The 5680-nt window shown below is 65.6% G+C and carries 7 protein-coding genes; 4 read left to right on the forward strand and 3 right to left on the reverse strand.

Going from position 1 to position 5680, the window contains the following annotated elements:
- Window positions 1–154: 154 nt before the first annotated feature.
- From M1M07_RS31760 to M1M07_RS31770, 3 genes are all read left to right on the forward strand, one after another.
- The gene (locus tag M1M07_RS31760) at window positions 155–493 is read left to right on the forward strand and encodes a lycopene cyclase domain-containing protein (RefSeq protein ID WP_248676700.1); all 339 of its coding nucleotides are present in this window, start codon (window positions 155–157) and stop codon (window positions 491–493) included.
- A 94-nt stretch (window positions 494–587) separates the two neighbouring features.
- Entirely contained in the window at window positions 588–2171 is a 1584-nt protein-coding gene (locus tag M1M07_RS31765) for an FAD-dependent oxidoreductase (RefSeq protein WP_248676701.1), read from the forward strand.
- Window positions 2168–3211, forward strand: a complete 1044-nt coding sequence (locus M1M07_RS31770) for a DUF5914 domain-containing protein (protein WP_248676703.1) — start codon at window positions 2168–2170, stop codon at window positions 3209–3211. The genes M1M07_RS31765 and M1M07_RS31770 overlap by 4 nt, the downstream gene beginning before the upstream one ends.
- 378 nt (window positions 3212–3589) lie before the next feature.
- Here M1M07_RS31770 and M1M07_RS31775 read toward each other — a convergent pair whose 3' ends face one another.
- Both M1M07_RS31775 and M1M07_RS31780 read right to left on the reverse strand, forming a co-directional pair.
- The gene (locus M1M07_RS31775) at window positions 3590–3853 is read right to left on the reverse strand and encodes a hypothetical protein (protein ID WP_282582501.1); all 264 of its coding nucleotides are present in this window, start codon (window positions 3851–3853) and stop codon (window positions 3590–3592) included.
- Window positions 3854–4002: 149 nt separating this feature from the next.
- Window positions 4003–4155 (reverse strand): hypothetical protein, encoded by a 153-nt coding sequence (locus M1M07_RS31780; RefSeq protein WP_248676705.1) that lies wholly within the window; start codon window positions 4153–4155, stop codon window positions 4003–4005.
- Window positions 4156–4890: 735 nt separating this feature from the next.
- Here M1M07_RS31780 and M1M07_RS31785 point away from each other — a divergent pair.
- Complete coding sequence (locus M1M07_RS31785) at window positions 4891–5280, forward strand: hypothetical protein (RefSeq protein WP_248676706.1); 390 nt, start codon at window positions 4891–4893, stop codon at window positions 5278–5280.
- Between the two features lie 160 nt (window positions 5281–5440).
- Here the strand turns inward: M1M07_RS31785 and M1M07_RS31790 are convergent.
- On the reverse strand, window positions 5441–5680 hold a 240-nt coding region (locus M1M07_RS31790; protein ID WP_248676708.1), incomplete at its 5' end, for a hypothetical protein.

A 5680-nucleotide genomic window follows, 5' to 3' on the forward strand; every position in this document is an offset into this window, starting at 1 on the left:
GCTTCGACTGCGAGTCGGGTCGCTCGCTCGCGCAGTTCCTGTGGGTATTTGTAGTTCGCCATGGTGAGTCTGGGGTGATCCTTCCGGGATATCTGGCTCACCCTCAATGAAACCAGGGACGCTTCAGTCGACGGCGAGCCGGGCGGCAACGGTCATGACCGGTCTCGGGTACACCCTGCCTGCAGCGATCGCGGTCCTGGTTGTATGTCTCGCCGAGACAGTAGTACTGCGTACCGGCCTGTTCCGTCGGCCTGCCTACTGGCTGAGCATGATCATCGTGCTCGGCTTCCAGATTCCGGTCGACGGCTGGCTCACCAAGCTCCATGCCCCGATCGTGATCTACAACGATCACCACATCAGTGGTGTTCGCTTCCCGCTCGATATCCCGATCGAGGACTTCCTGTTCGGCTTCGCATTGGTCACTGCAGTGCTGCTCGCATGGGAGCCACGCCGTCACCGGCGCGCCGACCGGAAACGGACAACGATGTCATGACAACCGTCGAGACGCGATGTCGCAGGATCGATGGGCACCTGTCGACCATCTTCTCCCCGTCCGCATCGAGGACCGCCGGCGAAACAGGATCACGATGACATCCCATGCTCAGGCCGATCCGCGGTGTATCCGGCATCGCGCACAACCGGGTCTGCCCGACGCCGCACTGCTCCCGACGCGCCCGCACGTAGTTGTCGTCGGAGCCGGTATCGCCGGACTCGCGGCCGCGACCGGCCTGGCAGAACGCGGCGTGAGCGTGGACGTCGTCGAACGCGAACACTACCTCGGCGGACGCGTCGGAGGCTGGACAGACCACCTCGCCGATGACACCCCGGTCGCAATGAACCGTGGATTCCACGCCTTCTTCCGGCAGTACTACAACTTGCGGGCATTGTTGCGCCGCAACGACCCTGAACTCCGCTTCCTGACACCACTCGACGATTACCCCCTGATCGATGCACACGGTCGACAAGACAGCTTCCGCGGTCTGCCCCGCACGCCGCCGTGGAACGCGCTTGCCTTCGTGCTGCGCAGCCCCACATTCGGCCTGCGCGACCTGATGCGCATCAACCGCCGCGCGGCGGCGCCACTGGCAGCGGTGTCGGTTCCCGACATCTATCATCGACTCGATCAGTTCGACGCCGAGACGTTTCTGGAACGGATCAACTTCCCGGCCGCCGCCCGACACCTGGCATTCGAGGTGTTTTCGCGCAGCTTCTTCATCGAACCGGCGCACATGTCCGCGGCGGAGCTGGCCACCATGTTCCACATCTATTTCCTCGGCTCGAGCGAGGGCCTGCTCTTCGACGTGGCCGACACCAACTTCGACGAGCTGTGGTCGCCGCTGCGCGAATACTTGACCGCAGGGCGAGCCCATTCCCTCACCGGCACTGTCCGGTTTCACACCGGTGTCTCTATCGCCGCCATCGACACCACCACCGGCGCTCCGTTTCGGCTCTTCGACACCACCGGCGCTTGGGTGGACGCCGACGCGGTGGTCCTGGCCACCGATGTCAGCGCGCTCCGCCGAATCGTCGGGGCCTCACCCACCCTCGGCGACACCGCCTGGCGGACCCGGATCGAGCACATGGGCACCGCGCCCGCATTCCTGGTGCAGCGACTCTGGCTCGACCGGCCCGTCAACGAGGACCGCCCGGCATTTCTGGGCACCGGCAGCCTGCATCCGCTCGACAACATCAGCGTCGTCAACCGCTACGAGCGTCAAGCCCGCCACTGGGCTCATTGCCACAACGGCGGATCGGTGATCGAGCTGCACGCCTACGCTCTGCCCGAGAAGGCGACCGTCGACCCGGGCCGAGTCGCACTGCGACAGCAGATGCTGGCGCGACTTCACGCCCTGTATCCCGAAACCGCGGAGGCTCGTATTCTCGGCGAACGGCTGCAGTACCGGCGGGACTGCCCTCGACTCGGTCCCGGAGATTTCGCCTCCCGGCCCACCGTGGCCACCCCGCACCGCGGACTGGTTCTGGCCGGGGACGGAATCCGTATCGACCTACCGGTGGCATTGATGGAACGCGCCGCCACCACCGGCTGGTCGGCAGCCAATCACCTGCTCACCCAATGGGGCGTGAGCGGCCACGACCTGTACACGGTGCCCATCCAAGGCCGATCGGCGCTGCTCCGACGACTGGCCACTCGAGAAAGCCACATGCTATGAGCATTCTGGAACCTGTTTACCGGCGGTGGCCTCCCACCTGGCCGCTGCAACCGATCCCGCCGACCACCTGGGCCCGGCAACAACCCACCTACCAGGCTGCCGATCCCCGCTTGATCACAGCGGTCCTCGATCGATCGCAGCAACGACCTTCCGGTAACTGGTATGTATTCGCCGCCAGCGGCGCCATCCACAGCGATCGTCCGTTGGGCGTCACCGTTGCCGGCGTAGAACTCGTCGCCTGGCGCGACTCTCGGCAACAACTTCATGTCGGGCCCGGCGCCTGCCCCCACCTCGGCGCGCCCCTGGCATCAGCGGTCCTCGACTGCGACACCCTGGTGTGCCGCTGGCACGGGTTACGCCTAGGTCCTGATGCCGGGCACGGTTGGTCCCCGTTTCCCAGTCACGACGATGGCGTCCTGGCATGGGTCCGTCTCGACCACATCGGCAATGAACCCTCACTGGACGCGCCGGTCATCCCGGCACGACCACCGGCCGACACCCATCTGGCAGCCGTGGCGACCCTCACCGGAGTCTGTGAACCGGTCGATATCATCGCCAACCGGCTCGACCCCTGGCACGGCGCATGGTTTCACCCCTACTCCTTCACACACCTCGAGGTCCTCGACGCACCCAGCCGCCACGGCACCGACGACAACAACGACCGATTCGTTGTCGCTGTGACCTTCCGCGTCGGCGGCCGGCTCGGTGTCCCGGTGAAGGCCGAGTTCACCAGTCCCGAGCCTCGTACCGTCGTCATGCGCATCATCGACGGTGAAGGCACCGACAGTGTCGTCGAAACTCACACCACCCCCCTCGACTCCGGAGTTGACGGACATCCACGTACCTGCGTCATCGAGGCGGTCATCGCCGACTCCCCCCGGCGTGGCTTCGCCGTCGCACGCCGTGTTCACCGCGCCCTCTCTCCAGTGCTTCGCAGCGCGGCCATCCGACTGTGGCGTGACGACCTGGCCTACGCTGAACGGCGTTATCAGCAACGCACTCTGACCGGTCGCGGTATCGGTTCCCGATTGTCGCCGTAAAACGTCGACTCTTCGGCCAGCAGCGTAGGCATTGGTTTCTCGGCTCGCGTGGCGTAACAAGCTGTGCTCCCCCTGACCGGAACCGGGTTCACCTGCCCCTGCGAGTGTCGAGACCCGCTCCGGGGGTCCGACCAGTGAGGTCCGCGCAGGTCAGGACCTGCGCTTCGGCCAAGCGCACCGCATGTGTCACCGGCAGTGGACAAAGTCCGAGGGGCGAAAGGACGTCACGACCAGTACACACGTGTCCGCTGCGTACGCATAGAGATCTCGCATGTCAGCCGGTCGTCGGAGAGAAGATTCAAGATCAGCTCTTGGCCGACCACGCTTCCCCCTGCGCAGGATGGTCAAACTTCATCGAAGGTGCCGGCGTGATGGCGCTCAACGAACGTGGATCGGGCGCACTTTCCATGTGCGGCAGGTCCCGTCATGCGACGGTTGACCGTCAAGCGGTGGCAGCATCTCGCGTTTGTCGCGGACGCGGATAACACGACTGAAGACGACGGCGACGGTCACCGATATGGCGAGCCACGCGACGATCAACCAGAAAACCCAGTTCACATGGCTATCAACGACTCGAAGGGCCCGCTTGTTACCGACGAGTAGGTAAGTCACCCGCAAAATCACCCGCTCGGACGACACCACCGCGACACTCTGATCGAATGGCTCCTACGCCAAGCCGTAGTCCGATGGCCCCCGCTATCGTCGGGCCCTGCCTGGTCGCCCGCCGCTCCTCACCCTGCAGGAACGGCAAGCAGTGGGCTATCTGTAGGCCTGACCCGCTTGTCGCCGCGCTACGCGAGGCCGCGGCGATCCATCTCCGCCCAACAGTTCCTGATCGAACGGGCGATGTCCTCGCGTGGGGTGTCGTCTGCGTCCTCGTCGGCGACCGTGAGCAGCGCGGCGCGGAGCCCGAGTAGGTGGGTGGAGTGTTCGTCGTCATCCAAATCTCGCGGTGAGATGGGCACACGTCGGGCACGGGCGTGTGGAACCCATGCTTCAAGGGTCAGTGGCTATCACCGTGCCGGAGTGCCCTATCCGTGGCCCCCTGCCCCATGCAGAGCACTCCGGCCCCTCGAGTCTGCCAACGGATTGCGCCGAAGTGCATAATTTTTCGCTGAAAATGTCACGGCCGACCCGGAAAGGGTCGTGTGACCTCAACGAAGAACCCCGCCAGCAGGGGCGTACCTGCGGCGGGGTCTCGACCACCGCGCAGGGGGTGGCGGTGGTACTGGAGAGCCTACCGAAAAGGGCAGGAAACAAAAAAGCGATCTTTCGGTAAAGCAACGATGTCTAGGCCGGCTTCTCTCGGGGTTCAGAACGGGGTTGTTATCTCCGAACGAGCAAGCTCCCGAGAAAGCGGCGGTGTGTACGCGTGGCTCAGAGAGGCGCCGACCGCGGCGCTGCAGAGGGTGGAGGATTTTGCGGTCGAGCTGACGCAGCGCCATTTCGAGGCAGATCACCTGCGGGTGCACTGGAGGAGTACCGGATCGCGCAGGTGTTCGGGGCCGAGTTGAACAGGCGTAGCAAGCGTTGACCACACCATTCTCGGTGGCGGCCACCCGGGCAACCCGTCACCTATCCCGCGATCAATGGTCTCGTCGCCGGCGCCGGCCACATGCACTGTCGGCGTTGTTCACTTCTTCTGTCCGAGGTGCATGGCACCGCTAGGGTGACCGGGTGTGGGCACGACCCTGCACGCACCCCAGCCCTGGCCACACATCACTGCGGTCCTGCGCGGCCACGGACCCCGCCGAGTGGCCATCGCCTATCTCGACCACACCGGACCCGAACTGCTGCCCCTGCGCGCCGGGGACCAATTGATCGTCAACGCCGCCCGATCCGCCGTACGCGCGCACGCCACCTCCCCCACCGCCCTCGCCCGATTCCTCGATGCCGGGGTGCAGGTGTTGTCCACGCCGAACCTGCACACCGGCCTGATCGCCACCCCTGCGAAGGTGATCGTCGGCCCGGCGAGTGCTTCGCACGCCTCCACCGTTGCGGACGAACCGCGCTGGTCACCGACGATCCCGCCGCCATTGCCGCCGCCCACGCGTTTGTCGACAGCCTGACCGACACGATCGAGGTCGACGAGGTGTTCCTCGACAGCGCCACCGCGATCTGGAAGGTCGGCCGGGTGGTGCCGCTGGCCGGGATCGGCAGCCACACCCGCACAGGCCACGACTTTCTTCCCACCCCGGTACGCCGGATGTTCCTGCTCCACACCCGCGACTACACCCCACCCCGGAGGACGAGACCCGCTGGGCGGCAACGGCACCGGGCAGGGGTGGACCCGATCCGCGCTACCACATCGAATGGATTCGCCGGAACACTCCCGGCGTCGATCGCCGCAGCCGCCTCGAACCCAGCGACGTCCTGCTTCGGATCAGCGACGACGACAGCCGGCTGCACCCACCCGCGGTGGTCGAGACCGGCCCGCACCACCTCCCCCACACCCGCTACGCCGTGGCC

The sequence above is a fragment of the Rhodococcus sp. HM1 genome, from assembly GCF_023218075.1.
Classification (GTDB): domain Bacteria; phylum Actinomycetota; class Actinomycetes; order Mycobacteriales; family Mycobacteriaceae; genus Rhodococcus.